Annotated in this window: 4 protein-coding genes and 1 tRNA gene; 4 read left to right on the top strand and 1 reads right to left on the bottom strand. The window is 41.2% G+C overall.

What is annotated here, in order from left to right:
- On the top strand, nt 1-1,240 hold a 1,240-nt coding region (argG, locus tag B4F08_RS11555), incomplete at its 5' end, for an argininosuccinate synthase (protein WP_291374431.1).
- Nucleotides 1,241-1,288: 48 nt separating this feature from the next.
- Here the strand turns inward: argG and B4F08_RS11550 are convergent.
- Nucleotides 1,289-2,551: a GGDEF domain-containing protein gene (locus tag B4F08_RS11550; RefSeq protein WP_291374430.1), complete on the bottom strand. Its 1,263-nt coding sequence runs from the start codon at nt 2,549-2,551 to the stop codon at nt 1,289-1,291.
- A 151-nt stretch (nt 2,552-2,702) separates the two neighbouring features.
- Here B4F08_RS11550 and pyrC point away from each other — a divergent pair, with 151 nt between their 5' ends.
- From pyrC to B4F08_RS11535, 3 genes are all read left to right on the top strand, one after another.
- Nucleotides 2,703-3,737 carry a dihydroorotase gene (gene pyrC / locus B4F08_RS11545; RefSeq protein WP_086207779.1) on the top strand — a complete coding sequence of 345 codons (1,035 nt, stop codon included), beginning with the start codon at nt 2,703-2,705 and terminating at the stop codon, nt 3,735-3,737.
- A complete protein-coding gene (gene rnt, locus B4F08_RS11540; RefSeq protein WP_086207780.1) occupies nt 3,722-4,381 on the top strand; it encodes a ribonuclease T in 660 nt (219 codons plus the stop codon). Before pyrC ends, rnt begins: the two co-directional genes overlap by 16 nt.
- 20 nt (nt 4,382-4,401) lie before the next feature.
- Nucleotides 4,402-4,477, top strand: a tRNA-Glu gene (locus B4F08_RS11535).
- Nucleotides 4,478-4,483 lie beyond the last annotated feature (6 nt).

Raw genomic sequence — 4,483 nt, 5'->3', positions numbered from 1 at the left:
ACAAAAAGGCGCAGAACCTTATGCTTATACAGCAAACTTAGGTCAGCCTGATGAAGACGACTACGATGCGATTCCAAAAAAAGCGGAAGCGTATGGCGCAGTAAAAGCTCGCTTAGTTGATTGCCGTTTACAGCTTGCGCTTGAAGGTATTGCTGCGATTCAATGTGGTGCATTCCACATCAGCACTGGCGGTGTTCCCTACTTCAATACCACGCCTTTAGGTCGTGCAGTTACAGGTACTATGCTTGTTACCGCAATGAAAGAAGATGACGTCAACATTTGGGGTGACGGTTCAACGTATAAAGGCAACGATATTGAACGTTTCTACCGTTATGGTCTCTTAACCAACCCAGCACTTAAAATCTATAAACCTTGGTTAGACCAAACGTTTATTGATGAGTTAGGTGGTCGTGCTGAAATGTCGCAATTTTTGATCGACAACGGCTTTGACTACAAAATGTCGAAAGAAAAAGCATACTCAACAGACTCAAACATGCTGGGTGCAACACACGAAGCAAAAGATCTTGAATACCTCAATGCAGGGATCAAAATTGTTGACCCAATCATGGGCGTTGCTTTCTGGAAAGACGATGTAGAAGTTAAAGCTGAGGAAGTATCTATTACTTTTGAAGAAGGCTTCCCTGTTGCAATCAACGGCCAACGTATCGAAGATCCTGTTGAGTTCATTCTTGAAGCCAACCGTATTGGTGGTCGTCATGGTCTAGGTATGTCTGACCAAATTGAAAACCGTATTATTGAAGCGAAATCTCGCGGTATTTATGAAGCACCTGGTATGGCCCTTCTACATATTGCTTATGAGCGTTTGGTTACGGGTATTCATAACGAAGATACGATCGAACAATATCGTATTAACGGTTTACGCTTAGGTCGTTTGCTTTACCAAGGTCGTTGGTTCGACTCTCAAGCATTAATGCTTCGTGAAACTGCACAGCGTTGGGTTGCGAAAGCGATCACAGGTACTGTGACTTTAGAACTTCGTCGTGGTAATGACTACACGATTATGAACACTGAATCTGAAAACCTCACTTATGAAGCTGAACGTTTGACGATGGAGAAAGGTGATTCAATGTTTACGCCAATGGACCGTATTGGGCAGTTAACGATGCGTAACTTAGACATTACCGATACTCGTGCGAAACTTGGTATTTATACCAATACTGGTTTGCTAGCTGTAGGTACGGGTTCTGCTGTTCCACAGTTGAAAGACAAGAACAAATAAGTTGATTCCATGTCAAAAAAACCGCTCATAAGAGCGGTTTTTTATGCTTTATTCAGTACAACTCGATGTGGTTAAAGGCTGATAATAAATCTGATTCCGCCCTAATTGCTTGGCACGGTATAAGGCTTGGTCAGCAATCCTGAGTAACTCTACTTTGCTCAAATCCATTTCACCTTTAAAGACCGTAATTCCTAAGCTAATGGTCACAAATGCAGATACTTCAGACATTTCATGCGGGATTTCCAAACGCTCAATCGCTCGGTAAATATTCGAAGCCACCGCATAAGCGCCATGTGCATCGGTTTCTGGTAATAACACGACAAACTCTTCGCCACCATAACGCGCAACAAAATCCATATGCCGAATTGCATTTTTAATAGATTTAGCAATGGATGAAATGACATCATCACCTTTTTGATGCCCATAGAAATCATTATATTTTTTGAAAAAATCAACATCAATAAACAAAATAGATAAAGGTGTTTCATCTTGACGGGATTGTTCATAATAAGTATCCATCATTTCATCAAAATTTCGACGATTTGAAATTTTCGTCAACTCATCATTTTGACTCAAATGTAGAAGCTCAGAAGTATGAATCCGATGGATTTTTTCACTAATTTTCGCACGCCGAATATTTAGAAAAATGATACGTTCGCGAGCATAAATCATGCGCCCGATGGCAAAGCCTAGTAAACAACTCCCAAACATAACGCGACTCATCACAATTGCATCAAACTTGACCAAAGTCGAAATAAGAACTAAAAAAGAAACACCAGCAGCTACGATACCTGTCATAAAAACATATAAAGGTTTTACCCCAGTCAACAAATACCCCAATACATAGATCATACAAATGATCATCATTGCTTGGTGGCGCAAAGCTTCAGTATGTACAGACATGGTGAGCCAAGTCGTCGAGACCACTGCCCAAAACACGACAAACAAAGCAGCATAAGCAAAAAAAGGCTTAAGCTTTACAAAATGTGAAAAAACATAAAGAAATAAAAGACAGGTTGCACCGTTCAGTAGCCCTAATAGGCAATGAATGAAATCTTCTTTGAAGTGTGACTGTTCAATAATCCAATAGTCACCAGGAATAATTAAGACCGCAAAAATAAAATAGACCAAAACACCTGACCAAAAAAAGTCATTAATATTGCGGCGTGCGCGTTCTAAGTTTAAACGCCAAAACTCCTGCTCTAATTTCTGCGGGAAAACCTGCCCAACACGACGATTATGCCGTGCAATCAGCCCTTCCATTTTTTCTTTATCGTACTGAAGTTTGGCGAGGTTATATTTATATTCCATACCAGACCAGATTTAATTCTTGTAGTCGATTAAAAATAACACAAATTTACAAAGATTAATCATAATAATCAGACAATATGTCTTTATTTGTCGTTACCATTTTTAACGTATATGCATTATCATCTGTTTTATTTCTCTGACAGAAATCGCCTTGAATACGATTACGATTCTCCAGCCAGATGATTGGCACGCTCACCTTCGTGATGGTCTTGCATTACAACGTACTGTTCCCGATTTAGCCAAGCAGTTTTCTCGCGCTATTTGTATGCCAAATACAGTGCCTCCTGTCAAAACTGTCGAGGAAGCGAATGCGTATCGCGAGCGCATCATGGCGCACGTACCAGAAGGTAATACTTTCGACCCACGTATGGTATTGTATTTTACTGATACAACTTCTCCTGAAGAAGTAAAGAAGATTAAAAACTCTGAGTTTGTAAATGCAATCAAACTCTACCCTGCTGGTGCTACCACCAACTCTGACAATGGCGTGAGCGATATTCGTAAAGTCTATGCCGTCATTGAGCAACTCGAAGAGCATCAAGTTCCCTTATTGTTACATGGTGAAGTTACGCATAATCATGTCGATATTTTCGACCGTGAAAAGCGCTTCTTAGATGAAGTACTCTCTCCATTACTCAAACAATTCCCAAAACTGAAATTGGTTTTAGAGCACATCACCACCAGTGAAGCAGCCAACTTTGTTTTAGAACAAGATCGTAATGTAGCAGCAACGATTACCCCACAGCATTTATTGTTTAATCGCAATGATATGTTGGTCGGTGGTGTGAAGCCGCACTTCTACTGCTTACCCATTTTAAAGCGTCAAACCCATCAACAAACATTGCTTGAAGTGGCAACCAGTGGCAACCCTAAGTTTTTCTTAGGTACAGACAGTGCGCCACACTCTAAAAATGCTAAAGAAAACGCATGTGGTTGTGCAGGCTGTTATAGTGCACCAACTGCGATTGAACTTTATGCACAAGCATTCGATCAAGTAAGCAAAATTGAACGCCTTGAAGGTTTCGCAAGCCACTTTGGTGCCGATTTCTACGGTCTACCGCGCAATACTTCAACAATTACACTAGTAAAAGAAGACCAAGTCATCCCTGAAAGTTTAGACTATTTGGATGGTGAACAGATTATTCCGCTGTATGCGGGTAAAACCATTCAATGGAGAAAAGTGTGACAAATGAAACATTGCCAATAATTGGTCAGCGTTTCCGTGGTTTTCTACCTGTTGTTGTCGATGTCGAGACAGCAGGTTTTAATGCACAGACCGATGCCTTATTGGAAATCGCTGCAATTCCGATTATTTATAATGAAGAAGGTCAATTTGTCCCAGGGCCTGCACATCATGCGCATATCAACCCATTTGAAGGTGCAAACTTAGACCGTCGCTCATTGGACTTTATTGGAATTGATCCCTTTAACCCCATGCGTATGGCTATGGCTGAAGATGAAAAAACAGCATTAAAACGTATTTTTAAAGCCGTCAATGAAGTTCGTCGCCAACAAAACTGTACACATGCGGTCTTGGTCGGTCATAACGCCCACTTTGATTTAGGTTTTGTACAAGCTGCTATTAATCGTACAGGGACCAAAAATCAGAATCCCTTTCATAGCTTTTCGGTCTTTGATACCGTCACCTTAAGTGCTGTGATGTTTGGTCAAACGGTTCTTGCAAAATCATGTATTCAAGCAGGAATTGAGTTCGATGGTAGAGAAGCCCACTCAGCTTTATACGACACTCAAAAGACCGCTGAACTGTTCTGTTATATTTTGAACAAACTCGCACCACACCTACTTGACACTCTGGTGGCGGATCAATAAGATACCGCCATCCTCGCAACGTCCCTATCGTCTAGAGGCCTAGGACATCGCCCTTTCACGGCGGTAACCGGGGTTCGAATCCCCGTAGGGACGCCATCTTAT

This window comes from Acinetobacter sp. UBA6720 (assembly GCF_002454215.1).
Lineage (GTDB): Bacteria > Pseudomonadota > Gammaproteobacteria > Pseudomonadales > Moraxellaceae > Acinetobacter.
This window is presented reverse-complemented; position numbering and strand designations above follow the sequence as displayed.